Origin of the sequence: Paenibacillus sp. GYB003 (assembly GCF_036577625.1) — a bacterium.
Classification (GTDB): domain Bacteria; phylum Bacillota; class Bacilli; order Paenibacillales; family NBRC-103111; genus Paenibacillus_AB.
Map to the genome: position 1 here is coordinate 1 of NZ_JARBDC010000033.1, position 24,323 is coordinate 24,323.

Annotated in this window: 20 protein-coding genes; 18 read left to right on the forward strand and 2 right to left on the reverse strand. The window is 60.0% G+C overall.

Features of this window, described 5'->3' with window-relative positions; all coding sequences use genetic code 11:
• Positions 1-921: 921 nt before the first annotated feature.
• From PV407_RS11625 to PV407_RS11670, 10 genes are all read left to right on the forward strand, one after another.
• Positions 922-1,302, forward strand: coding sequence for a GntR family transcriptional regulator (locus tag PV407_RS11625; protein ID WP_332090089.1), 381 nt, complete (start codon positions 922-924; stop codon positions 1,300-1,302).
• Positions 1,299-2,150, forward strand: coding sequence for an ABC transporter ATP-binding protein (locus PV407_RS11630; protein WP_332090090.1), 852 nt, complete (start codon positions 1,299-1,301; stop codon positions 2,148-2,150). The genes PV407_RS11625 and PV407_RS11630 overlap by 4 nt, the downstream gene beginning before the upstream one ends.
• Position 2,151: 1 nt before the next feature.
• The gene (locus PV407_RS11635) at positions 2,152-2,805 is read left to right on the forward strand and encodes an ABC-2 transporter permease (RefSeq protein WP_332090091.1); all 654 of its coding nucleotides are present in this window, start codon (positions 2,152-2,154) and stop codon (positions 2,803-2,805) included.
• A 22-nt stretch (positions 2,806-2,827) separates the two neighbouring features.
• A complete protein-coding gene (locus PV407_RS11640; protein WP_332090092.1) occupies positions 2,828-2,950 on the forward strand; it encodes a hypothetical protein in 123 nt (40 codons plus the stop codon).
• A 219-nt stretch (positions 2,951-3,169) separates the two neighbouring features.
• The gene (locus tag PV407_RS11645; protein WP_332090093.1) at positions 3,170-3,541 is read left to right on the forward strand and encodes a GntR family transcriptional regulator; all 372 of its coding nucleotides are present in this window, start codon (positions 3,170-3,172) and stop codon (positions 3,539-3,541) included.
• Positions 3,538-4,434 carry an ABC transporter ATP-binding protein gene (locus tag PV407_RS11650; protein ID WP_332090094.1) on the forward strand — a complete coding sequence of 299 codons (897 nt, stop codon included), beginning with the start codon at positions 3,538-3,540 and terminating at the stop codon, positions 4,432-4,434. Before PV407_RS11645 ends, PV407_RS11650 begins: the two co-directional genes overlap by 4 nt.
• Positions 4,431-5,117, forward strand: a complete 687-nt coding sequence (locus PV407_RS11655; protein WP_332090095.1) for a hypothetical protein — start codon at positions 4,431-4,433, stop codon at positions 5,115-5,117. Before PV407_RS11650 ends, PV407_RS11655 begins: the two co-directional genes overlap by 4 nt.
• Positions 5,118-5,331: 214 nt before the next feature.
• The gene (locus PV407_RS11660) at positions 5,332-6,903 is read left to right on the forward strand and encodes an OmpL47-type beta-barrel domain-containing protein (protein WP_332090096.1); all 1,572 of its coding nucleotides are present in this window, start codon (positions 5,332-5,334) and stop codon (positions 6,901-6,903) included.
• A 1,435-nt stretch (positions 6,904-8,338) separates the two neighbouring features.
• Entirely contained in the window at positions 8,339-9,202 is an 864-nt protein-coding gene (locus PV407_RS11665) for an RNA polymerase sigma factor (RefSeq protein ID WP_332090097.1), read from the forward strand.
• Positions 9,203-9,204: 2 nt separating this feature from the next.
• Positions 9,205-9,384 carry a hypothetical protein gene (locus PV407_RS11670; RefSeq protein WP_332090098.1) on the forward strand — a complete coding sequence of 60 codons (180 nt, stop codon included), beginning with the start codon at positions 9,205-9,207 and terminating at the stop codon, positions 9,382-9,384.
• Positions 9,385-9,439: 55 nt separating this feature from the next.
• Here PV407_RS11670 and PV407_RS11675 read toward each other — a convergent pair whose 3' ends face one another.
• Complete coding sequence (locus tag PV407_RS11675) at positions 9,440-10,264, reverse strand: helix-turn-helix domain-containing protein (RefSeq protein WP_332090099.1); 825 nt, start codon at positions 10,262-10,264, stop codon at positions 9,440-9,442.
• 246 nt (positions 10,265-10,510) lie between these two features.
• Between PV407_RS11675 and PV407_RS11680 the strand changes: the two genes are divergently transcribed.
• A complete protein-coding gene (locus PV407_RS11680; protein WP_332090100.1) occupies positions 10,511-11,821 on the forward strand; it encodes an ABC transporter substrate-binding protein in 1,311 nt (436 codons plus the stop codon).
• Between the two features lie 117 nt (positions 11,822-11,938).
• On the opposite strand, the gene PV407_RS11685 is transcribed toward PV407_RS11680, so the two are convergent.
• Positions 11,939-14,128, reverse strand: coding sequence for a family 78 glycoside hydrolase catalytic domain (locus PV407_RS11685; protein ID WP_332090101.1), 2,190 nt, complete (start codon positions 14,126-14,128; stop codon positions 11,939-11,941).
• 63 nt (positions 14,129-14,191) lie between these two features.
• Here PV407_RS11685 and PV407_RS11690 point away from each other — a divergent pair, with 63 nt between their 5' ends.
• The 7 genes from PV407_RS11690 to iolD all read left to right on the forward strand — a co-directional run bounded on the left by PV407_RS11690 (position 14,192) and on the right by iolD (position 24,311).
• A complete protein-coding gene (locus tag PV407_RS11690) occupies positions 14,192-14,407 on the forward strand; it encodes a hypothetical protein (protein ID WP_332090102.1) in 216 nt (71 codons plus the stop codon).
• Between the two features lie 16 nt (positions 14,408-14,423).
• Positions 14,424-16,058, forward strand: coding sequence for a helix-turn-helix domain-containing protein (locus PV407_RS11695; RefSeq protein ID WP_332090103.1), 1,635 nt, complete (start codon positions 14,424-14,426; stop codon positions 16,056-16,058).
• Positions 16,059-16,493: 435 nt separating this feature from the next.
• The gene (locus PV407_RS11700) at positions 16,494-18,362 is read left to right on the forward strand and encodes an ADP-ribosylglycohydrolase family protein (RefSeq protein ID WP_332090104.1); all 1,869 of its coding nucleotides are present in this window, start codon (positions 16,494-16,496) and stop codon (positions 18,360-18,362) included.
• A 650-nt stretch (positions 18,363-19,012) separates the two neighbouring features.
• The gene (locus PV407_RS11705) at positions 19,013-20,047 is read left to right on the forward strand and encodes a LacI family DNA-binding transcriptional regulator (protein WP_332090105.1); all 1,035 of its coding nucleotides are present in this window, start codon (positions 19,013-19,015) and stop codon (positions 20,045-20,047) included.
• Between the two features lie 78 nt (positions 20,048-20,125).
• Positions 20,126-21,466 carry an ABC transporter substrate-binding protein gene (locus PV407_RS11710; protein WP_332090106.1) on the forward strand — a complete coding sequence of 447 codons (1,341 nt, stop codon included), beginning with the start codon at positions 20,126-20,128 and terminating at the stop codon, positions 21,464-21,466.
• A 122-nt stretch (positions 21,467-21,588) separates the two neighbouring features.
• On the forward strand, positions 21,589-22,323 hold the full coding sequence (locus tag PV407_RS11715) for a glycerophosphodiester phosphodiesterase (RefSeq protein WP_332090107.1): 735 nt from the start codon (positions 21,589-21,591) through the stop codon (positions 22,321-22,323).
• A gap of 116 nt (positions 22,324-22,439) precedes the next feature.
• A complete protein-coding gene (gene iolD / locus PV407_RS11720) occupies positions 22,440-24,311 on the forward strand; it encodes a 3D-(3,5/4)-trihydroxycyclohexane-1,2-dione acylhydrolase (decyclizing) (protein WP_332090108.1) in 1,872 nt (623 codons plus the stop codon).
• The last annotated feature ends 12 nt before the right edge of the window (positions 24,312-24,323 follow it).

Consider the following 24,323-nt stretch of genomic DNA (forward strand, 5'->3'; position numbering starts at 1 on the left):
CGAGAAGTGATGGAAGTGACCGGGGTATGTGTCCGGCAGCCGAAAAAGCGGAACAGGTAATTTGATATAAATCGACCAATATTTGTAAATGGATGATTCCTGCTCGTAAGAGTAGACAGCCTTTTTCTAGTTGTACGGTGAAAAATAATGTCGACAATATCACATTCTTTTTACTTGCCCTTGTTTTGTTAGCTTTGATGCAACGCTAGTGGATGTTTTCCCGTTGATTTGCCCGAAAACGGGAATCGACCGAAAATAGCGGGAGCATTTCCATCTCGTTCCCCGCTTCGCTGCCGTTTCGGCGCGTTCGGTTTGCGCAGAAAGGACCATCCGTCCCGACCTTCGCTTAAGCGGAGCGGGCTTCCCGCTGACGGCGGCGGGACACGGCGATATCGGCTCGGTTGACCTGCGCCGGTGTCGTCGGGAGTTGGAGCGGGGGCGAGCATGGGGCGACGGCAGGACGGACCAAGTTTCAAGTTTCTAACGGACATGGCGGCCGCTAATGAGCCTTATTTCGGCTTATTTTTTTGTAACGTACACAGGTGCGGCTATTTGGCGAAAAACCCCCTTTTGGACGGCGGTTTAGTGCAAATAAGCGCAGATGGTGTCCGTTACGATTGGAAAACGGCCGATTTTCGCGAAATAAGCGTCGTGGCGTCCGTTACGTTTCGGAAATCCGACTGTTTTTCGATCATCCTCGAAATAGTCGATGGACGTTTTTCTAATCGCTAAAGCACTAAAGCGAAGTGCGACATTCTTTACCAAGAACAAGCTGCAGCTAAAACACGGACGAACATCATCGAAAGGCTTCGATCAGAAGCTTTTCTTAGTGTTGACAATGACAGGAAAATAAATATATACTGTACATATACGATATATACAGATATAACGGTTATAAACAGTTGCGAAAGAGGCGAATCGATGAACGTTTCCGTATCCCTTGCTTCGGGGGAGCCGATTTACCAGCAGATCAAAGAGCAGATCAAGCGGCAAATTTTGTCCGGCGAGCTGCGCGACGGAGAGCCGCTTCCGTCGATCCGCCAATTGGCCGGCGATCTGCGGATCAGCGTTATTACGACGAAGCGCGCCTACGACGAGCTGGAGCAGGAAGGGCTTGTCGCGTCCGTCGCCGGCAAAGGCACGTTCGTGACGGAGAAAAACAAGGAAGCGATCCGCGAAGTGAAATTCAAGCGGCTGGAGGAGCAGGTGAAGAGCGTCATCGCGGAAAGCAGGTCGCTCGGTCTCGGCAAGAAGGACGTAATCGAATTGTTCGAACTGTTGTACGGGGAGGCGAACGAATGACGCGGGTGATCGAATTCCGGCAGTTTTACAAGCGCCATGGAGACTTCGCGCTAAGCAATTTGAACTTTCATGTGGAAGCGGGCTATATTACCGGCTTGATCGGTCCGAACGGCTCGGGCAAAACGACGATCATCCGCTCGATTATGAACGCGATCCGGCCCGACCGGGGGGAGGTGCTCGTTTTCGGGCAGTCGTACCGCACCCATGAACGCGATATAAAGCGGAAAATCGGCTTCGTGTACGACGAAGATTTTTTTTACAACCATTTGTCGATCCGCGAAATGAAACTAATCGTCGCCTCGTTTTACCCGACTTGGAACGAGGATGCGTTTCGGCGGTACTTGGACGAATTCGGCTTGCCCGAACGAAAAAAAATTCGCGACTTGTCCAAAGGGATGAGAACGAAATTCGCGCTGGCCGCCGCGCTCGCGCACGACCCGGAGCTGCTCGTCATGGACGAACCGACGTCGGGGCTCGATCCGGTATTTCGCCAGGAGCTGCTGTCGGTATTGAGCGACTACATCCGCGACGGCACGAAGTCGGTTTTGTTCTCGACCCACATCTGCGCCGATTTGGAGCGGATTGCCGACTACATCGTTTATATCGGCCGGGGCGAGCTGCGCTTCAGCGGGACGAAGGAGGAGCTGTTCGACCGGTATGCGATCGTGAAAGGGCCGGTCGAGCTGCTGCGGGATGAGCTCCCGTTCGTCGGACTGCGGCAAACGCGGCACGGATTCGAAGGGCTGCTGGACCGGGAACGGATCGGGACGGAGGCGCTCGATCCGGCGCTGCTTATGGAGAGGCCGACGCTTGACGATATCGTCGTTTTCACGCGGGAGGGGACGTAACGTGCTGCAGCTGATCGTTAAAGATTTTCGCATTCAAAAAACGTTTATCGCGCTCGGCTTCGTTTTCGTCGGCGTCGTCTTTTTCCTCCTCGGCGCTTTCGAGCGTCTTCCGCTTGCGGTGCCGGCCGCGCTGTTCAGCCATGTTCTGATCGTCGTCGCGAGCAAAATGGACGAAAGAAACGGAAACGGGCGGATGCTCGTCTCGTTTCCGCTGCGAAGGCGGGATATCGTCGCATCGAAATACGTCGGAATCGTCCTGTTCATGACGCTCGCCTATGCGCTGACCGCGTTGTGGCGGCTGATCGCCGGACTCGTGCTGCCCGCCGGGGAATTGCCTGCGTTCGACGCCGGTTCGACGGGGGTGGCGGTCGGGGCGCTGCTGCTGTTTTACTCGATCTATTTCCCGCTGTTTTTCGCCTTCGGCTCGCGCATCGCGCAAGTGCTGGACATCATCGTTATTTTCTCGGTCGGAGGCGGAGTCGTCGTCGCGCTGCGATTGATGGAATGGTCGGGCGTCCATGTCGGCGAGCTGCTGCGGAAGGCGGCGGCTTCCGGCGGCCAAGGCGTCTGGATCGAAGCGATCGGCTGCGGGTTGGCGCTCCTGCTCCTGTCTTGGGCGTTGTCCGCGTTTTTATACGAGCGCAAAAACGTATAACGGATCGGAAGGGGGAGCCGGCATGTGGATTCGCATATTCGAGCGGTTCGGAACGAAGAACGGCAAAGTAACGGTTGCCGGCGCCGCGCTGCTGGCGTTGTTCGCGGCGCTGCTGGCAATCGGCATTTGCTTGGCGGCCGGCTGAGGAGCCGATCGAACCGAACGGGTGCAAAAAATATAAAGAAACTGCCTGGGATCGCAGGATCCGGCAGTTTTTTGTTTTGCGGCCGCGCTGTCGAATCCGGGAGCTTCTTCGTCCCGCACAAGGCGAACGACCCGAAAAAGCGAAAGCTGCTTGACATCAAGGTTCATCCCTTATATAGTTAGTTACATGAGTAATTAACCAACGTAGGGGTGAGGCTAAATGGCATCGTTGATCGATGACAGCCGCCCGATATTCGTACAAATCGCCGAACGAATCGAAGACGACATTATCGGAGGCGGCCTGCCGGAAGAATCGCAGGTGCCCTCGACGAATCAATTCGCTTCCTTCTACCAGATCAATCCGGCAACCGCCGCGAAGGGCGTCAATTTGCTGGTCGATCAAGGCATTTTGTACAAGAAACGGGGGATTGGCATGTTTGTGGCGACAGGCGCCCGCGCGGCGCTCGTGGAGAAGCGCAAAGAGCAGTTTTACGAGCAGTACGTCGTATCGCTCGTGCTCGAAGCGAGAAAGCTCGGCATTACGTCCGAGCAATTGGCCGAGATGATCAGACGGGGGGAGAAGGAACAATGAACCGGATCGTGCAGCTGAACAACGTGACGAAATCGTACGGCGACGTGACGGCCGTGGCCGATATCAGCTTTTCGCTGGAAAGCGACAAAATTTACGGGCTGCTCGGACGAAACGGCGCCGGCAAAACGACGATCATGCATATGATCACGGCGCAGTTGTTTCCGACGCGCGGGGAAGTGAGCGTATTCGGGGAGTCGCCGTACGAAAACGGGCGCGTGCTCGAGCGGCTGTGCTTCATCAAGGAAAGCCAAAAATATCCCGACAATTACCGGGTCGTCGACGTGCTGGAGGTTGCGGCCGCCTTGTTCGCGAATTGGGACAAAACGTTCGCGTTGAAGCTGGCCGACGATTTCCGGCTGCCGCTCGGCCGCAAAGTGAAGAAGCTGTCCCGCGGCATGCTGTCCGCGCTCGGCATCGTCGTAGGTATTGCCAGCCGGGCTCCGCTCACTTTGTTCGACGAGCCGTACCTCGGCCTCGACGCCGTCGCCCGGACGCTGTTTTACGACCGTTTGCTCGAAGATTACGCGGCCCATCCCCGTACGATCGTCCTGTCGACCCATCTGATCGACGAAGTGAGCCGGCTGCTCGAGCATATTATCGTCATCGACGGCGGAAAGCTGATCGTCGACGAGGACGCGGACAGTCTTCGCGGCCGGGCGTTTACGGTTGTAGGCCCGAAGGCGGCGATCGAATCATACGAGGCAGGCAAGCAAACGATTCACCGGGAATCGTTCGGCGGGTTCGTTTCGCTCACCGTCATGGGCAATTTGTACGGCGACGACCGCAAGCAGGCGGAAGCGCTCGGACTCGAAATCGCCCCGGTGTCGCTGCAGCAGCTGATCGTTCATTTGACGAACGATAAATCGGAAAGAAAGGCGGAGATGAGCCGATGAATCGTATTGCCGGAGTCGTGAAAATTCATTTGCAGGATAAATCGTTGATTTATATGCCTTGGTTGATCGTTTCGATCAGCTTTGTCGCGAATTTGACGATCGGTCTGCTGATCAGCGACCGGGAGCCGATGTATACGGGCGGCATCGCTTCCTTATATGTCTTCATGCTCGTCTTCGGTCTCATTGTGCTGCCGCAGACGTTCCCGTTCGCGCTCGGAATGAGCGTCAGGAGGACAGATTACTTTTGGGGAACGGCGGCCGTCATCGCGGCGGCGAGCGCGGTTTTCTCGGTGCTGCTTTTGCTGCTGGCCGTCGTCGAAAGCGAATGGACGGCAGGCTGGGGCGTCGACCTGCATTTTTTCAAGCTTCCCTATTTGAACGACGGACCGGCTCTCGCGCAGCTGTGGATCTTTTTCTCGTGCCTGCTCAACATGTTTTATCTCGGCTTCGCCATCTCCAGCATCCACCGCCGATTCGGCAAAAAAGGGATGTGGATCGCAACGGCCGTCTCCTTTGTCATCTTTACGGTCGTCTCGTACGTTTGCACGTACAACGAATGGTGGGGCGACATTTACTTATGGATCGCGGCGCATACGATGTTCCAGCTGTCGCTGTATATGTTTGCCGGTGCGGTCGTTTATGCGCTCGCGTCCTACGCGCTGCTGCGCCGGGCGTCCGCCTGAGCATGACATGCTCCGGGACGATTGCCGCTCAAGCGATATGGGACTTTTGGCCGATCCTTCGGGATCGGCTTTTTTGTTGCGATCATGGCCGCCGATACGGCATTGCCGGCCCGTCCAATCAATTTTTAATCAAATTTTATTAATGCACGCATAGGACTTTTGTAATGGGCGTCGAAATACTTTTATTGGAAATGAAGGGAGGGGGCGGCTTGCGATGCGAGGCTTGTTCGCAGCAAAGCGTGCGGCGGCGGTTTTGGCGACCGTCTGTTGGGCATGGCTGACCGTATTCGGAACGACGGCGACGGCGAACGGCCAAAGCTGGACGGTTCATGGGAAAGGGACGGCCGGCGCCGAGGTCGACGACGATACCGGCAATGTCGCGCTGCATTACGCCTTCGAAGGCAACGACGTGTTCGACGGCGAAACGTGGCGGTTTGAAACGACGGCTTCCGTAACCGGAACGATTTATTACGATTGGAGCTACAGCGGCAACCATGCCTGGTTTATGACGCATGCGACGTTGACCGCGTTCGCGACGGGACCGGGCGGCTCTTACCGCGAGTACGTCTTGTTCGACGGCGCCGTCGGAGGAGATTTTGCCAAAACCGGGTCGCTGCGGCTTCCGGTTTTCGAAGGCTATCGGTACGGATTTCTCGTATACGGCAAAAATTTCGACAGCAGCCATTTTTTGCGCGGGACGATTGCGTTAAGCCCCGAAGCGCGTGTAAGCGTCGTACCGGTCGTAACCGGAGAACCGGGCTCGGACGGCTGGTACCGGTCGGACGTCGGCGTAAGCTGGAACGTGTCGACAAGCCCGCCCGCCGGGATCGTAAGCCGATCGGGATGCGAGCCGACGTTCGTCCGTTCCGATACGCCGGGAACGCCGTTCGTTTGCACGGCGGAGACGAACCGGCATTCCGCATCCGGGTCGGTGACGATCAAGCGCGACGCCACGCCGCCGACGATCGTCGGCACCGTGTACGGCGCGGCGAACGCGAACGGCTGGTACAACGCGCCGGTCGAGGTGCGGTTCGCATGCGGCGACGCGATGTCGCAGATCGCCAGCTGCGCCGCGCCCGTCCGGCTGACGGGCGAAGGAGAGGCGTTGGCCGCGACCGGAACGGCGTCCGATCGCGCAGGCAACGTCTCGTCCGCGACGGTGAGCGGCATCCGGATCGACGCGACGCCGCCGGTCATTTACGCCGACATGTCGGTGACGGCGAATGCGTACGGCTGGTTTCGCGAGCCGGTAACGGTCCGGTTTCGGTGCGAGGACGCGTTGTCCGGACCGGCAAGCTGCGGTCCGGCAGCGGCGACGTTCGACGCGGAAGGCGCGGGCCAGTCCGTTACGGCGGCGGCGTACGATGCGGCCGGCAATGCGGCGGTTCGCGTCGTGGACGGCATCCGGATCGACCGGACCGCTCCGGCGATGTCCGTTCGGTTCGAATCGGACAAAGGCGAGCTGCGGCTGTCCGGCACGGACGGCTTGTCGGGTCTGCAGGCGACGTATTACGCGCTGGACGGCGGACCGGTGCGGGCGGGCGATACGATCGCGCTCAGCTTGCCGGGTGCCCATACGATCGCGTATTGGAGCGAGGATAAAGCCGGGAACGTCGAAAGCCCGCGTACGCTCGCCTACGCGGATTTGAACGGCGACGGCCGCTGCGACATCGCCGATGTCGTCCTGGCGGTGACGGCGGAGCTCGACGCGACCGGAGACGGCGCGTTTACCCACGAGGATGCCGCCCTCTGGCTGCAGGCGGCGATCGCGTTCGGCGGCGAATAAACGGATGCGCAAGACTGCAAACCCACAAGTGTGAGAATGCGAAAACCTAACAAGCTCCTGCGAACCAACAAGTTCGAGAATGCGAACTCATCAAGTGTGAGAATATCGAACCCAATAAGTTCGAGTATGCGAACCCATCAAGCACGCGAACCAACGGTCTACGGGTGCGAACCAACATGTCCGCGAACGTCAACGAGTGATAGTCAACAGCCTGCTGAACGCGAACAAACAGCCCAAGATCGAACCGACAAGCCGGCCACTGGGATATAACGAACGGGAAAACCTCCCGTTAACTCGCTCCCCTAGTGGCGGCGTTTCGAAATACCGGGAAAAGCTCCCGCTAAAACGGCGCCGAATCAGCGATATGCACGGTATGGACGATTTTAGCGGGACGTATTCCCGTTGTTTTGCTCGGAAACGGGGAACCGACCGAAAATAGCGGGAGCATTTCCATCTCGCTTCCCGCTCCGCCGCCGTGTCGGCATGCAAAAAGGATCGGTTTGTACGGAGAGACCGTCAGGTTGACGGTCTTTTTTGTCGTTAGCATGTATAACTTCGCTAAAGCGCTAAAGCGAAGGGCGAAATTGTTTACCGTAGACGGTGCCCGTAGCCGTGCCCCATGGTCCAATGCAGGGGACCTCTCTTTCTTTCGCTTCTCTGCAAAAGTCCATCATATACGGTATCCGCGGCATCCGGGCGAATCCGGGTTCGATGGCTAACGAACTTTACGATGCTTATCGGCGGAAAAAACGGTCGTTTTTCAGGCTAACGAATCCGGACATCGCTATCCAGCCCAAAATGGAAGAAAACGATCCGATTTGCCGGCAATAGCGATACGGGAGTTCGTAAGCCAATCAACCCCCCCGCATTCGGCTCCGATAACGATCGCTCGTAGGCCGTCGATTAATTGTGGATGGTTTCCGTTCATGCTCCTCATTTGCCTCCAAATCGATTTTTTTTGAGATTGTAAACTGACGCATTCAAAAAAATCGATTTGAAGGGCGATAAGGATGGGGGGATTGATCTGTCCACATTAAATCGACAGGCTTACTCGGTTCGTTAACCGCAAGTCCGAAAACCGAAAAAGCGAAGTCGAAAGCGGCACGCGGAAGCTTGGAGGGATTAGAGCGGAGCGTTTATGGGCCCCCCTGAGGTCGCGTTATTGCCCTACAATCGATTCGCGACAACGCGGCTTCACCGGCGGTTGGAGCCTGAACCCCATTCCCTCCCGACGCGCAAACGTAACGTCTTTTTCTCAGCGATATTTTTAAAGCACCATATAGAACAAACGTTCGCTTTATGGTACGATCATGGATAAACGCAAAAATTTTTTTCGAAAATCGCCGCAAACCGATAAGATTTCGCCCTTCTCAAGACAATTAAGTAATGAGGGGATAAAAACGCGTGATAACCGCGTGATAGAGGGGGGAGAGCGGTGGACTTTAACCGACTGCTGGAAAGCATCGGCCAATGCCGGCTCGACGACGAGTCGGTGGCGCATTTTCGAAAAAATTGGCTGCCGGGAGTAGTCAAGCATTTGGCGGAGCGGGAGGCGTACCGGCAGCGGCGCAGCCTGCATCCGGACGACTGCGACGAAATCGCCGGACATGCGTTCGAAATCGCGCTGCAAAAAGGCAATCCGGCCAAGGGAGGGAAAGCGTTCCGGGCCTGGATCTGCCAGGTGATCGTCTATGTGACCCGAAACCAGCTGCGCCGGAAGCATCCGATTCCGACCGATTTCGTTACGGTCGAAAGCTTGTTGGACGCGATGGCGTCGGATGACCGCGGCGAGCTGACCGACGAGCAGATCGAAAAAATCGAACAGGCGGTGCATGCTCTTCCGCATAATCAGCAGCTCGCGATCATACTGAGATATTGGGGCGGTTATTCGTCGAAGGAAGTCGCGCGGCGGCTCGCCTGCAGCGGCAACCAGGTCGACCAATGGCTGCATAAGGCGAGAAAAACGCTCGCGAAGACGCTGGCGCCGCATTTTCCCGAATACGGCCCGCCGGAGCGGGCGAGCGGAGGCGAAACGGCGAACGGCTCGCCGGCCGACACACCGCTGCTGAAGGAGGCGCCGTCCGCGTACGGATATATCGCAAGGCCGGTGCCGACGCGGTTATTGGAAGAATTCGAGCCCGATCCCGCGCTGCTGCGGCGATTTGCATACGAAGACACGCTGGCGGAAGCCGCGTGCGGCAAAGCGGGGCCGGCTTGCGGGGTGCGGAGGACGGGGGAAGCCCTCCCGACATCGCCGCGGTCGACCCGAATACAACAATCGGACGAAGGGACGGAATAAGCATGTTCGCCGTATACTACGACAACAAACGGCTGACGAAGCCGGGCACCGAATACGAAGCGCGAATGGACTTGCTGCGCCTGCAGGCGATGTTTTTGAATCTGGAAGTGCGGGAATGCCGCAAGTCGGCGGCGGGCCTATGGCCGCTGACGAAGGGGGCGAAGACGGGGAAGTCCCGGTAACGCGCTATTTGCGCGGACGGGGACAGGCCCGGGATCGAGGAGGCATGCGCTCGTCTCATACCCGGTTCGCTTTGCGGTATTTGGCCGGGGTTACGTTCATATGCTTCAAAAAAATGCGGTTCAAGTAGTATCCGTTTTGGTAGCCGATGCTTTCGGATATTTGCTCCAGCGTCAAATTCGTGTCGAGCAGCAGCCGCTTCGCTTTTTCCAGCCGGATCGACGTCAAATAGTGGATCGGCGTTACGCCGAATTCGGACTTGAACTTTTGGGTGAGGCGCGCCGGGCTAAGCTCGAGCGAAGCGGCGATCTGCTTCAGGTCGATCGTCTGGAACGCGTGCTTGCGGATGAGGGCGGACGCTTTGGACATGACCGGGTCCGGACTGTTCGGTTCGGACCGGCTTTGCGCCCACGGTTCTTCGCCGGATTCGGCGCAGTACAGCAGCCATATGTCCTGCGCGTAATGATTGTGGAGCTGGAGCTTGCGTTTATGGTCGAGCGACTCCGCTTTTTTCATCATCGCATAGTTGGCGGCCAGGCGGCTCGTGTTTTTGATGCTGATTTTGCCGGTCACATATTCGCGTCCTTCCGCGGGCTCGATCCGGTTGCCGTCCCGGTCGTGCCAAAACAGGCGCAGCGCGTAAAAGGAAAGCGGCGTCACGACGACACGGCGAAACGGCGTCCGCGGCGGGCAGACGATCCAATCGCCGAATGCGGCGGTTCCCGATTCCCCTTCGATTTCGTAGTAGAACGAACCGTCTTCGACGGCGAAAACCATCCATTCCTCGTAGCTGTCTTCGTAATATTGGAACTTCTGCTTGCTTTTCCAGAAGATCGTATGATTCAGCTGCGGCACGCAGTCGCTCAGCGGGCAAGGGTTCATGGCGGTCCCTCCGGCTTGGTCGAACATTCCGATTAAATTTTGTATACATTTTATATTAAGAATCGGCATTTTAAAAGTATCCCGTTTCCTTTAGGATGAAAATACTTATAGTTTGTCGATGCCGGAGCCGGGCGCGGCCGGGAAAATGAAAGCGGTTACCCGAAAGGGGAGCCTGCAGACCGCCGTCTTGCGCGGAACATGTGCGGCTGGCGAATCCTATACGATTCCGAGGGGGAGCGATTACTCATGAGAACGAAAATCATGTATGCGCTGATCGCAATCGGCGCCGTCGTGGCGGCGGCGGGCTGCGGGAAAACGGCGTCCGACGGCGGCGGGTCGCCGGAGGGCGGCGCTGCGCCGGCCAAAGCCGAGCCGGTGACGCTGCAAATCGCCAGCCAGGGCGCCGGCACGGTGCTGGACGAAGATTTTCAAAAGGTCGTCGGGCCGTTTCTGGCCAAAAAATACCCGCACATTACGCTGCAGTACAACCCGGAGGTCGGCACCACCACGCTCGATGCGCTGATGACCGCGGGAACGGTGCCGGATATCATATTGACGTTCAACGGCAATTTGGCGGCGCTGAAGGACAAAGATTTGATTTCCGACATGACCCCGCTGCTGCAAACGCAGCGCGTCGACTTGAACCGCTTCGAGACGGGCTACATCACCGACGTGCGGAACGCCTCGCCGAACGGGGAGCTGTACGGTCTGCCGATCAACGTTCAATACCATGCGATGTATTACAACAAGGACATTTTCGATAAATTCGGAGCGCCTTACCCGACCGACGGGATGAACTGGGACCAGCTGATCGATTTGGCCAAAAAAGTAACGCGGACGGAAGGCGCGACCCAATACCGGGGACTCGATCCGGGCAACTTGATCGTCTGGATGTCGCAGCCGCTTTCGGTCGCCGCGATCGATCCGAAGACGGACAAGGCGACGACCGACGACGACCGGTGGAGAAGGGCGTTCCAGATCGGCAAGGCGATTTACGACATCCCGGGCAACGGAATCGTCGGAGCTTCCCCCAAGGACCAGTTTATGAAGACGAAGACGCTCGCCATCCTGCTCGACCTGAACATTTTGACCCAGCTGTCCGCCGCCCAGAAGGACGGGTTGAACTGGGACGTGGCGCAGTATCCGAGCTATCCGGAAAAGCCGAATACGTACGGAAACGCGAGCGTGTACGTCTTGTCGGCGAGCAAGCCGGGCAAGCATCGCGAGGAGGCGGCGAAAGTCATCGATCTGATCGCTTCCGAAGAAGTGCAAATGGCGCTGTCGCGAATCGGCAGACTGTCGCCGCTGAAAAGCGCGGACATCAAAAAAGCGCTCGGAGCCGACAATCCGGCGCTCAAGGACAAACATTTGCCGAGCATTTTCAAAAGCTCCCCCGTGCCGTATCCGAACGCTTCGACCTACCGGAGCAAGGCGGAATCGATTTTGAACGGCAAGTTCAGGGAATACGTGAACGGCACGATGGACGTCAACACCGCCCTGAAGCAGGCGGGGGAAGAAATCGACAAAATGGTCGCGACGGAAAAAGGCGGCAAATAATCGCCTCCGATGCCATATTGCGTCTTGGCGAATAACGGAAAGAACCCGGCGCTTGCGAAGCGCCGGGTTCTTTGCGCGGCAAGGCAAGACAAGGCATGCCGGCCGGTCGTCGGAGCATCACCGGATTACGTCGACGCCGTCCGGCACGTCAAGCTCGGCATGCCCGTCCTCGTACCGGAAGCGGATCGTTCCGCTCTTCACCCGGAACGTCAGCTCGACCTTCGCGAGGGTGTCCGGCATGCGCGGCGAGAACGCCACCTTACTCCATCCCGGAGCGGCAGGCTTAATGCCGGCGATTTCCTCGATAAACAGCGGAATCGGGGAGCTCGCCCAGGCGTGGCACAAGCTGGTGTTCCATTTTAACCGCTTCGCCCATACTTCGAAGCACGTCGTCGCCCCTTCCTTCACCATCGTGCTCCACGAATGGAGCCGCTCCGAACGGATCAGCCCGTAGACGAGTCCGCGCTCGCCCGCTTCGGCCAGCGCCTTCAGCACGAAATACGCCATGTAAACGCCGCAGCTCAGTCCCTTCTGGCGGATAAGCGCTACGATCGCTTCGCGTTCGGCCGGCTCCGCCAGCCCGAACAGAAGCGGGAGCGCGTTGGCGTGCAGCGAGGCGTGGTCCGACCGCTCGGCGTCGACGAACCGGTTCGTCGACGGGTCAAGGAACGCCCGCCGGAACGATTGCTTGAAGCTTGCCAAATCGCAGGCCGGATCGTCCGGCAGTCCGAGCAGACGGCGGATCGCGCAAACGTCGCGCATGGCGCCGTAATAAAAGGCGTTCAGGACGTTATGGACGCCGTCCTGAATCGGGAGCTGCAGCCGGAAATCGTAATCGTCCCGCATGTTGACCGGCCAGTCGACGAGGTTCGGCTTGTCCGCGACGGCGATCAAGCCGTCCTCCCGCCGGAACGCGGCGAAGTGGGCCAGCATGCGCTCGGCGACCGGCAGCATGTCGCGCACGAACGGCTCGTCGCCGGACTGCCGGTAATATTCGAGCAGCTGCATCGGGTATTGGAGCGAATAGTCGGCGAATTCCTGCATGTAATGTCCGGGCGCGACGGCCATCAGGCCGGGACAAGTCCGTTCGGCCAGCAGGGCGAAATCGAGCAACGCTTTCCGGTACAGGCGCAAATCGCCGGACACGTACGCGTGGGCGTGGGCGATGATCGTATTGTCGCCCAAATATTGGCCTTTTTCCCGGGACGGGCAGTCGACGTAGTTTTCCTGCGAGCCGTATTTGACTCCGTTTTTGCATATCGTCCAAATGGCGTTCAGCATCGGATCGGAGCTTTCGAACCGGAGCGCCGCCTCGTCGAGCGGGTAATGGCGGACGACGGCCGCGAAGCTGTCCTCGTGCGCGCGAACGCCGGGGGAGGGCAGCACCTCCACGTAGCGGAACGCTTTGTAGTCGAAAAAGTCCAGCTCGTCCCGCTCGGCGCCGGACAGCGTCCACGTTTCCCGGTAGTTGCAGTTGCAGCGCATGTCCCAGCGGACGCGTCCGTCGTCCCGCAGCTCCTCCCCGCAGCGGATTTCGACCGTTTGCCCGGGCCGGCCCTGAGCCGTCATGCGGAATTGGCCGGTCCGCTCTTCTCCAAAGTCGAGCAGGTAGCCGTCCTCGGCGGCCAGCCGCATGACGCGCGTCGGCTTTACTTCGTATACGGCGACGGGCGGAGTCGGCTGAAGAAACAGCCGGCGATCGTCGCCCGCAAGCTCGGCCGGCCGGCTCCACGCCGAGTCGTCGTAGTCCGGCTCCCGCCATCCGGTCCGCTTCAGCCGGTTGTCGATATGCTCCAAATATTGCGTATCGTATCCGATCACGCCGCCGCTCGCATATTCGCGGGCGCGCTCGATTTTCCACGCCGCGTCGGTGACGAGAGCGGGACGGCCGTCGACAAGCAGCTCGGCGATCAGCCCTTGACGGTAATCGCCGCTGTTGAACGCGCGGTTGACGAGCCCCTGGTAATAGACGTGAACCGCGATCGCGTTCGCTCCCCGCCGCAGAAACGGGGCGACGTCGTACCGGTTGTAAAAATAATGGTAATAATTCCCTTGCGCGGGACCTTGACCGACGAATCGTCCGTTGACGTAAAGCTTGTAGCAATCGTCGGCGGTAATGTCGAGCAGCGCTTCGCCGGGAGCTTCGTTCAGCTCGAACGTTCGGCGGGCGAGCATATGCATGTTTTTCAGGTCGTCCCGGTGCGGCGGGCTGCGGTCCGGCTCCAGCTGTTTGCGGTACAAATCGATCGGCTGCAGGCCGGCGAACGCCGCGTCCATGATCCATCGCGCGTGCCATTGTTTATCCATGTGCGTTCTTCTCCTTTCGCGCGTTCGTCGCGACCATTATAAGGCAGGAGCGCGCCGAAAAACTTGGACGATTTGCCGGAAAACCGGGAGGAATCGACGATATGGAACATTCGCGCGAAGTCGGCCCGGGGCGCCGAGCCGGATTCGGCCGTCCCCGTTTCCAAGTCCGGCTGCTTGCTCCGAAGGAAATTCGGGCCGGACGTCGAATCGTTTACTCGGGAGCGTCCGACTTTTATGGATATGGCGGGTCTGAACGATATGGGTATGATATGGATATAAAGAGATGAGGTGCCGCATGTACAAACTGTTTATCGTCGACGGCAATCCGCGCGACGGCGGAGAAGTGGCCGGGATGCTCGATTGGAACGCGATGGGGCTTCAGGTCGCGGGCATATTCGCGAACGGATTGGAAGCGCTTCAAGAGGCGGAGCGGTCGCGCCCGGACGTCGTGCTGACCGATGTGCGGATGCCGGACATGGACGGTTTCGAGCTTGGTCGGAGCATGCAGGAGCGGTATCCGGGCGTGAAGCTCATTTTCATGAGCGGCGGCGACGCGTTCGCGTCCGCCGGAGCCGCGCCGCGGCCGGAAGCGGAGCGCTTCGTGCAGAAGCCGGTCCGCCGAGCCGAGCTGCGGGAGGCGATCGCGAAGGCGGCGGAAAAGCTGGAGCGGGAGCGGAACGCCGCGCGGGAGCGCGACGAATGGCGCGAGCATATCAAACGTTCGCTGCCGGAGCGCCAAGACCGGTTCGTCCGCGATCTGCTGCTCGGCACGCTCGACGGCACGGGCGGCGAGCCGCTGCGCAAATGGATGGAACTGCTCGAAATCGGTTTGCCCGCGGACGGCCGTTACCGGGTCATGCTGCTGCGGACGGCCGCAGGCGGCTCCGGCGAAGCGGATATTCCCGATGACTTCCGGATCATGCGCCATATGGAAGCCGGGTTGGCGGCACGTCCGCAGCCGCCCGGCGTATATGCGCGCCTCGTTCCGATGTCGGAACGGCGGCTCGCTCTGATCGTCGGCTGCGATTCGGGAATTCGGGAGGGCGAGCGGCCGCTCGACTGGGTGCTGCAGGCCGAGGAACGGATGGACGAATCGCTGCAGCATGCGCTGTCGATCGGCATAAGCGGGCAAGGCCGGCTTGACGATTTGCCGAAGCTGTACGCCCAGGCGGCTCGGGCGCTCGCGGGAAACGTATACAGCGACCGGACGCCGCGCGTGTTGTTTTACGAAGAAGCGGTCGAGTTCGGCGACGTCGCGTCGGGCGTCGCCTCCGATCCGGACGGATGGCTGCAAGATATGCGCGAGCTGCTGTTTTCCGAGAAAGCTCCGGACGTGCAGCCGCATATCGACCGGTATTTGAACGGATTCGAGACGGCAGCGACGGACGGAGGAGCGAAGACGCTGCTTCTGCAGCTGTCGGGCGCGCTGCAGCGCATGTACGTCGAAGCGGGCGTATCGGCGAGCGGCTTGCTCATTCTGTTTCTCAGCTTGTGGAACAAGCTGGAGGCGGCGCCCGGCCAGACGGACGTTCGCCCGGCGATCTGGCAAATGTTCGCGCTCGCGCGCCGGCAGCTCGTCGACGAGCGTCGCCCTTATTACGACCAGGTTGCGAAAGATATAAAGCGGATCGTCATGAAACGGTACATGGAGCCGATTACGGTCCGGCAAATCGCCGACGAATTGCAGCTGAGCCTGCGTCACGCGAACGACGTGTTCCAAAATAAAACCGGACGCAAACTATTCGATTATTTGACCGAATACCGGATGGAAATGGCAAAGTCGCTTCTGCGCGAGGCGGGCGGCGACATCGGTTCGGTCGCGCGGCAGGTCGGCTTTGCCGACGAATCGCATTTTTGCCTCGTTTTCAAAAAATATGCCGGGCTGACCCCCTCGGCCTACAGAAGCCGGTCGGAAACGGCGGAATCGTGAAGGTCGGGCGGACATTGATCGGGCAGACGGAAACCGTTCGGATACCGGATCCGATCGTTGGAAGCGCTTTAATTCGGCTTCGTCGCATAAGCCGACCTGGACGATTTTAAGATCGCAAGCTCGAATCCGGACAAACAATGGGCCGGCCTCGCCATGGCGCAGGCGCGCGGGCGGATCCCGCGTCCCTCGTACGGCGTCCAGCCCGGACCGTCTCCCGCCCGCAGGCGTTTTCCGGCGGCAGACGGGGCTCCGTTCGCCGGTTCGGGCGATCGCCGGGAGGCCGGTACGCGGAACGCTTCCGTCGGATGCGTTCCCGCGATGTTTTTTCGCGCCGAAATCTTAACGCAGTGCATGGTTCGCCTCGTTCCGCGTTTCTATAATGAACGGTGATGGGAATCGTACCGTTTCCCGATAACGTTTGCAGGAGGGCTCGGCGTGGGCATCAGCGTATTGAACGAAAACGACTATTACCGGATCGTGTACGGAGGCTGGCTTGGCAAAAATATCGGAGGCACGCTCGGCGCTCCGGTCGAAGGCAGGAAGGAGCTGCTCTCGCTGACGTTTTATCCGAAGCTGCCGGACGGTCCGCTCGAAAACGACGATTTGGACCTGCAGCTCGTATGGCTGCACGCCCTGGAGCAGTACGGGCCGGCGTTGACCGCCAGGGAGCTCGGGCAGGAATGGCTGGAGCACGTCTTCTTCCCGTACGACGAATACGGGTACGCGCTCGCCAACCTGCGCCGAGGGCTCATTCCTCCGGTCGCCGGATGGTTCAACAACCCGTTCGCGAATTGTATGGGCTCGCCGATTCGCTCGGAAATATGGGCGATGGCGGCGCCGGGCGCTCCGGAAGTCGCGGCCCGTTACGCGTACGAAGACGCGATCGTCGACCATGCGGGCGGCGAAGGCGTTTACGGAGAAATGTTTTTCGCCGCATTGGAAAGCGCGATCTTCGTCGAGAAAGACCGCGACCGCCTGATCGAAATCGGATTGCGCCACATTCCGGCGGACTGCCGCACCGCGCTCGCCATGCGCGATTTGATTCGCTGGCATCGGGAAGGGCGAAGCTGGACGGAAGCCCGGGAACTGATCCTGAAACATCACGGGAACGACAATTTTACCGACGCGCCGCAAAATATCGCCTTTACGATACTCGGCTGGCTGTACGGGGAAAGCTTCGAGGACGCGATCCTGAAATCGGTCAACTGCGGCTACGATACCGACTGCACGGCCGCGACGCTGGGAGCGATACTCGGCATGCTGCTCGGACCCGAGGGGCTGCCGGACAAATGGGTCGCCCCGGTCGGGGACCGCGTCGTCGTCAGCCCGCCGATCAAAGGGTTCCCGGCGCCGAAACGGCTGGACGAGCTGACGAAGCGCACGATCCGCGTCGGCAAACGCATTTTGGCCGCATGGGATACGGGCATCGTCGTCCATCCGGAGCTGCCGACGTCGTGGAACCGCGAGCCGGCCGGGCCCGATGCGCTCGCAAAGCTGCGGGAATGCAAGCCGACGGAGAATCGTTACTTGCTGCCGCAAGGGACGACCGGCAGCCCGGACGCCGAGCTCGTTATCGACTACGGACCGAACGGTCCGGCGATCGGGGCCGGTCGGTCGGCGACGGCGCATGTTACGTTTACGAACTTGTCGGGCGCTGCCGTGGAAGGAACGGTCGCGCTCGCCTTGCCGGAGGGATGGACGGGACCCTCGGAGCGGCGCGTATCGCTGCAGCCGGGCGAGTCGTTCCGCTTTGCCGCCGACATTCGAGCGTCGGACGACGTCCGGAGCGTCAATCGTCTGGAATTCGTCTGGAAACGAACGCACGACAACGCCCCGTGGAGCGAGCAGCGCGTCGCGTTCGCGCTCGTGCGGGCGTCGCGCTGGACCGTATCGGGGCCGGACGGGGGCGAAGGGACAGCCGCCTATATGGCGGGCAACCGGATCGATTGGGCCGGCGCGCTCGGGGACGAGCGGGACGGCGTTTATACGGCGCGCACGAATATGTACAATCCGGTCGCCCGGAACATTCGGCTGATCGCGGCCGCGAACGGACCGGTTACGCTGAAGCTGGGCGGGCGAACCGTAATCGAATGCGCCGATACGCCGCAGTTTATGCCGGCGTTCCATCGGGCGCCGCGCAGCCAGTTCGTCGAGCTCGAGCTGGCGGCCGGCGTTCACGAGATCGAAGTGCAAGCGGTGCGCCTCGGCAAGCCGCTGGACGTTTACGTGCTGCCGGTGTCCGTCCGCGAGACGAGCTCGCCGGGCTCGAACTATTTTTATACCGACGTCTTGTGGGGCGTGTAACGCGAGTCGACGCTCGCCAGCATTACGGGGAGCCGGCCCGGGGCGGCTATGGCCGGGATGAGGCCAGGCTGGAACGGCTGTGGGGCTTGAATGCGGCGGCGATTTACGGACTCCCCGCCCCGGCCGGCGGATAGACGGCGAACGCGCGTGAAGAAGCCCCTCCGGGCATTGCCGGGAAGGGCTTCTTGCCGCTGCGCCGTTCCGGAACGACGCGGATCCGAGATACCGGATCTGTATTTTATCAGATTCGGACCAAACGCGATCGGCGTTCGTTGAATCGGGTTCGTGCGTGAAATCGGTTCGCGTAAGGTCATCCCGGTTCGTCAGCGCTGCAAGTTGACTTGGGTGCGGGCCGCTTTACAAAACGGTTAGAAAAAATAACCAAAAAGAGGATTGCCAGCATCAGGGAGCTTGCAGTATAGTTAATGACAGGGAAGTGAAAGCGCTTTACCCGACTTCCGAAGCCGAAGCCGGAGCCGGAGCCGGTTTTCGAGGCTGAGCCGCATCGTCCCGGATCGGCGGATATCGCGAAACGTCCTGTCCTCCGATTCCGGATCGGGCTGCGACCGAAGATATAGCGCTTAACCTCGAACGAACGCATTCGTTCGCAGACGAGCGAAACGCATTAGCGCAAGGAAGTGGAAACCGAATTGAGTTATACGATCATGGATATTGCCAAGCTCGCGGGCGTTTCCAAGTCGACCGTCTCCCGCGTCGTTTCCGGGAAAGGGTATATCAGCCCGGAAGCCCGCGCGAAGGTGACGGACGCGATCGAGCGGCTGCAGTATAAACCGAACGCTGTGGCAAGGGCGATGGTCGCGCAGCGAACGTACAACATCGGCGTCATCGTCTACCGGAAAGATTATCCGATCGTTTCGCATCCGGTGTACGGGAAAATAGTCGACGCCATTTTGGCCGAGGCGGAAAAGCTTCGCTACTCGGTGTTCGTTTCGACGGACAAGGAAATGTCGCTGCGTTCCGCCGATTACATGATGGAGAAACGGGTCGACGGACTCGTGCTGATCAGCCGGCTAAGCCAGGAAACGATCGGCCGGATCGACCGGTTCGGCATCCCGTACTTGATGGTGAACGGGACGACGGAAAACGGCGGCGTCCTTCAGCTCGTGAGCGACGACCGGGAGAGCGGCAAACTGGCGGCCGATCATCTGTTCGGACTCGGCCATCGGCGCATTTCCGTCATAGCCGGTCCGCAAGACCATCGGAGCCATCATCTGCGCTACGAAGGGTTTTGCAGCCGGTTGAACGAGCTCGGGTGCGCCGTTGCCGGGGAGAGCGTCCGGTTTTCGCCGGGTTCGACGTTCGAGGACGGCTGCGCAAGCTTTCGTTCGGTGTGGGAACGTTCCCACACCCGGCTCCCGACGGCCGTGTTCGCCACGAACGACATGCTCGCTTTCGGCGCGATCCGGGTCATGCAGGAGAAAGGACTGCAGGTTCCGCACGATATATCGGTCATCGGCTCGGACAATATCGATGCGGCCGGTTATTCCACGCCGCCGCTGACGACGGTCCATACCGAGAAGGAGCGGATCGGCCGCGACGCCGTTTCGATGCTGGACCGACTGATCCGCAAGCTCGAACCGAGCCCCTCCGCGATCGCGTACGCGCCGAAGCTGATCGTCCGCGGCACGACGGGACCGGCGAAAACGGAAACGGAAAGGCGGTGATGGCCATGTGAGCGAAGCGCGGCTTTTCGACGAGCGGCTGTCCGGTTGCAACCGAAACGATCATTTGGAGGGGTTACGATGAGATGGAAAGCGGGTTTACCGGCCGTGGCGCTGCCGCTGCTGTGCGCCATGCTGGCGGCTTGCGGCTCCGGGCAAAACGGGTCGGGGCAAGGAGGCGACAAACCGGCCGCGGCCGAGGAAACGAAGCCGCCGAAGCCTCCCGAGCCGGTGACGCTGACGATGACGAACCATCGAAGCGTCGGATTTACGGAGAAAGATTTTCAAACGTATTTCGTCGAACCGGTGAAAAAAAAGTATCCGCACATCACGCTCGAGTATATTAAGCCGACCGAAGGCATGTACCTCGAAGACCTCATCTCGGCCCGCAAAACGCCTGACCTCATTTTCGCCAGCAACGGCTACTTCGCTTTGCTCCAGCAGCTCGACGTCATGCAGGATTTGAACGAGTACGTCAAAACGAACAACGTCAATCTGTCGATGTACGACCAGCCGATTTTGGACCGGATCCGGCAGGCGGGCGACAAAAGCGAGCTGTATTCCATCCCGTTTTCGCTCAACTATGGCGCGATGTTTTACAACAAAGACATTTTCGACAAGTTCGGCATTCCGTATCCGAAAGATTTGATGAGCTTCGAAGAAATACTGCCCCTTGCGAAGCGGATCAACCGTACGGAGAACGGCGTTCCGTACATCGGCTTCGAGCCGCAGCACGCCGATACGATCGCCGGTCAATTGGGCGTTCCGGCGGTTGGAAGCAACGACGTGCCGAATTTCAATACGCCCGAGTACAAGCGCGTATTCGACTTTTTGAAGCAGGTGTACGAAATTCCCGGTCAAATCGGACCGAACGGAAAGTACAATTGGGGCCGAAACGGTTTTTTGAAAGATCAAAACTTGGCGATGTTTCTGGAGTGGACGAACGATTTCGCCGCCCCGCTCGAGGACGCGATGAAAGCCGGCTTTACGAACTGGGACGTTTCCGGCCTGCCGAATTTTCAGGACAAACTGGGCAACGGACGGACGGTCGATTCGCATATGACGTTCATTTCCAAGACGAGCCGGCATAAGGAAGAAGCGTTTCAGGTGCTGCTCGAGTCGGTTTCCCGGGAGACGCAAATGCTCGTCAGCGCGAACGCCCGCATCAGCTCGATTCCCGACAAAACGATACAGGCGAACTACGCCAAAAACTTCGAGAGCTACAAAGGGAAAAAGGTGCAGAACATTTTCCTGACGAAGCAAACCGTTTCGCAAAAGGCGTCGCTCTACGGCAGCAAAGCCGGAAGCATCGTGCGCGAGGAGCAAAAAAATATGGCGCTCGGACTGAAGGACGTCAACACCGCCTTGTCGGACGCCCAAGACCGCGCGCTGAAAAACGTGCAGGAAGAAAAATCGAAATAAGCCCAAGCCGGCCGACGAATCCGGGCAGCGAAGCCGCCTGGCGCGAACGCCGCGCGTTTTGCGTATCGCCGGGAACGGCGCCGCTCGTCGGGCGTACTTTTTGCAAGATGGAGGGAATACACATGGATCGATCGCCCTTTCCGTTAGTCGCCGCGCATACGGGATGCGACGGCACGCCCTACAATACGGTCGAATCGTTTATGGCGGGCGTCCGGCTCGGGGCGGATATCGTCGAGGTCGACCTGCGGGTCGCGCGGGACGGCACCGTCGTTTTGCTTCATGACGACAATCCGCTTCTTCGCGAGTGCACGTACGAGCAGCTGAACGAGCCGGACGTCCGGGCGAGCATCGATCCGCTGTACGAGAGGCGCGATATCGTCAAGCTGACCGATGTGCTGCCGCTTGCGAGGAGCTGCCGGGTGAAGCTGAATTTGGACATTAAGACGCCGGAAGCGATCGAACCCGTCGTTCGGCTCGTAAAACGGCACGATGCGGCGGATGACGTGTACGTCACCGGGTGCAGCGACAACATTACGCGCCGTCATCGCGACTTGCGGGTCGTATACAATACGCCGACGAAGCTTCCCGCGGAGCGGCAAAGCGAGTACGGGCCGTTCGCCCGCCAAATGTGCGACATCGGCCGGGAAGGCTCCTGCTACGGCTTGAACATGCACCGCGAAACGTGCCGTCCCGAAATCGTGGAGCTGGCGCGGGAGTACGGGCTGGCCGTTTGGGTGTACACGGTGAACGAGGCGGAGGAAATGATGCGGTTTGTCCGGTGCGGAGTGGACGCGATCACGACCAAACGGGTCGCGGGGCTGGTCGGCCTGCGGGACGGCGGCTTGTCCGGGAAATAATGGCGCGGCAAGCTTCGCCGCATCGTTTCGTCCTTGTGCGCGGCTTCGCTGCATTGCCGCAGCGCCATGAAAGGTTAAGCGCTATACTTCCGGTTGCGAAAGGAGTTGTTACGCAAATGGCTGAACGGACGATTCGCCTTACGATGGCGCAGGCGCTGCTGCGCTTTCTCGACCGGCAGTACGTGTCGATCGACGGCAGCGAGACGAAATTCGTCAAAGGCGTCATGGGCATTTTCGGGCACGGCAACGTTACCGGCATCGGCGAGGCGCTGGAACGGAGCGCCGGCGGCCTGACGTTCGTGCAGGGCAAAAACGAGCAGGGGATGGTGCACGCGGCGACGGCGTTCGCGAAGCAGAACGGGCGGCGGCAAATATTCGCCTGCACGTCGTCGATCGGCCCCGGCGCCTTGAACATGGTGACCGCCGCCGCGACCGCGACGGTCAACCGGATTCCGGTGCTGCTGCTTCCCGGGGACAACTTCGCTTCCCGGCAGCCGGACCCGGTGCTGCAGCAGCTCGAAATGAACTGGGATTACACGATTTCCGCATGCGATCCGTTCAAGGCCGTCAGCAAATATTGGGACCGGATCGTCCGTCCCGAACAGCTGATGACGGCGGCGGTCAACGCCATTCGCACGCTCGTCGACCCCGCGGAGACGGGGGCGGTGACGCTCGCGCTGCCGCAGGACGTTCAGGCGGAAGCGTACGAGTATCCGCTCGCCTTTTTCGAGCGCACCGTTCACGCGATCGACCGGCGCCCGCCGTCCGCCGAAGCGGTGCGCCGCGCCGCCCGGCTGATCGAGGGCAAAAAACGGCCGCTGCTGATCGCGGGCGGCGGAGCGCTCTATTCGGCGGCGACGGACCGGCTGGCCGCGTTCGCCGAGGCGTTCGGCATCCCGGTCGCCGAAACGCAGGCCGGCAAAGGCGCGCTGCCGTGGAACCATCCGCTGAACGTCGGAGCGATCGGGGTGACCGGCTCGCTGGCCGCCAACCGGCTGGCGCGTGAGGCCGATCTGATCATCGGCGTCGGCACGCGGTATTCGGACTTTACGACTTCGTCCAAATCGGCGTTCGCCCGGCCCGACGCGGCGTTTGTAAATTTGAACGCAAACGGCGCGGACGCCGCGAAGCTCGGCGCGCTCGCCATGACGTGCGACGCCCGGGAAGGGCTTGCCGCGCTCGGCGAAGCGCTTGCGGCCGCAGGCTACCGAAGCGGCTACGAAGCGGCCGAACTGGCCGATCTGAAGCGGCGCTGGGAAAGCGAAGTCGACCGGCTGCATACGCTCGAGCACGAAGACGGTCTGGCCCAGACGCGGGCGCTCGGAATCGTAAACGGAACGATCGATCCTTCGGCGATCGTCGTCTGCGCCGCAGGCAGCTTGCCGGGCGATATGCACCGGCTGTGGCGGGCGTCGGGACCGAGGACGTACCATATGGAATACGGCTTCTCGTGCATGGGCTACGAAGTGAGCGGCGCGTTCGGGGCCGCGCTGGCCGATCCCGACAAGGAGGTGTACGCCGTCGTCGGCGACGGCAGCTACTTGATGCTGCATTCCGAGCTGATTACGAGCTTGCAGGAAGGCCGCAAAATTACGGTGCTGCTGTTCGCGAACGGCGGGTTCCAGTGCATCCATCATTTGCAGCGGGAGCACGGCAGCGACGGGTTCGGCAACGAGTTCCGCTATCGCTCGGCGGATACGGAGCGGCTGACGGGAGCGTATATGGACATCGACTACGCGGCGCATGCCCGCAGCCTGGGCGCCAAGGCGTACAAGGCGGAGACGGCGGAGCAGCTGAAGGAGGCGCTCCTGCTGGCGAAGCGGGAAACGGTATCGACGCTGATCGAAATCCGGGTCGTGCCCGGGACGAACTCGGGCGGCTACGATTCGTGGTGGCACGTAGGCGTGCCGGAAGTATCGTCAAGCGACGCCGTCGAAGCCGCGCATCGAAACATGAAGGAGCGGCTGCGGGCCGTCAGGCGTCCGTAAGCCGGAGAGAGG

Coding starts and splice junctions, on each gene's coding strand:
- PV407_RS11670 (WP_332090098.1), top strand. CDS start 9,205: ATGTTCGCCGTATACTACGACAACAAACGGCTGACGAAGCCGGGCACC.
- PV407_RS11650 (WP_332090094.1), top strand. CDS start 3,538: ATGAACCGGATCGTGCAGCTGAACAACGTGACGAAATCGTACGGCGAC.
- PV407_RS11660 (WP_332090096.1), top strand. CDS start 5,332: ATGCGAGGCTTGTTCGCAGCAAAGCGTGCGGCGGCGGTTTTGGCGACC.
- PV407_RS11675 (WP_332090099.1), bottom strand. CDS start 10,264: ATGAACCCTTGCCCGCTGAGCGACTGCGTGCCGCAGCTGAATCATACG.
- iolD (WP_332090108.1), top strand. CDS start 22,440: ATGGCTGAACGGACGATTCGCCTTACGATGGCGCAGGCGCTGCTGCGC.
- PV407_RS11625 (WP_332090089.1), top strand. CDS start 922: ATGAACGTTTCCGTATCCCTTGCTTCGGGGGAGCCGATTTACCAGCAG.
- PV407_RS11685 (WP_332090101.1), bottom strand. CDS start 14,128: ATGGATAAACAATGGCACGCGCGATGGATCATGGACGCGGCGTTCGCC.
- PV407_RS11695 (WP_332090103.1), top strand. CDS start 14,424: ATGTACAAACTGTTTATCGTCGACGGCAATCCGCGCGACGGCGGAGAA.
- PV407_RS11630 (WP_332090090.1), top strand. CDS start 1,299: ATGACGCGGGTGATCGAATTCCGGCAGTTTTACAAGCGCCATGGAGAC.
- PV407_RS11680 (WP_332090100.1), top strand. CDS start 10,511: ATGAGAACGAAAATCATGTATGCGCTGATCGCAATCGGCGCCGTCGTG.
- PV407_RS11655 (WP_332090095.1), top strand. CDS start 4,431: ATGAATCGTATTGCCGGAGTCGTGAAAATTCATTTGCAGGATAAATCG.
- PV407_RS11710 (WP_332090106.1), top strand. CDS start 20,126: ATGAGATGGAAAGCGGGTTTACCGGCCGTGGCGCTGCCGCTGCTGTGC.
- PV407_RS11645 (WP_332090093.1), top strand. CDS start 3,170: ATGGCATCGTTGATCGATGACAGCCGCCCGATATTCGTACAAATCGCC.
- PV407_RS11715 (WP_332090107.1), top strand. CDS start 21,589: ATGGATCGATCGCCCTTTCCGTTAGTCGCCGCGCATACGGGATGCGAC.
- PV407_RS11640 (WP_332090092.1), top strand. CDS start 2,828: ATGTGGATTCGCATATTCGAGCGGTTCGGAACGAAGAACGGCAAAGTA.